The organism is Alcanivorax sp. HI0044 (assembly GCF_001634945.1).
On sequence record NZ_LWEZ01000966.1, the window covers coordinates 1 to 343 of the forward strand.

Sequence of the window (343 nt, forward strand, 5' to 3'; positions counted from 1 at the left end):
GTACCTGATGGAGCTGATCCAGACCGTGGTACCGGCAAATGTGGCGGAAGTACGCGTGGTACTGCGCGAAGAAGATACCGGCACCGCGCCGTTCTATCACTATTCCCATGGCCTGAAAAAGCACGACGGCAACTGCCAGCGCATTGCCCATGGGCATCGCTCCAGCATTCACATTTTCGAGAATGGCCGGCGCAGCCGTTACTGGGAAAAGCTCTGGGCAGACCGCTGGGAAGACATCTACCTGGGCACCGAGGAAGATCTGGAAGGCACCTACTACATCGACGAAATTCCCCACCACCGGTTCCGTTACGATGCCGAGCAAGGACATTTCGAGCTGGTGATC

General features: G+C 57.1%; 1 pseudogene. It reads left to right on the forward strand.

The features are described 5' to 3' along the window. Nucleotides 1–343: pseudogene (locus A3730_RS31585) on the forward strand (6-pyruvoyl tetrahydropterin reductase); the annotation flags it as partial.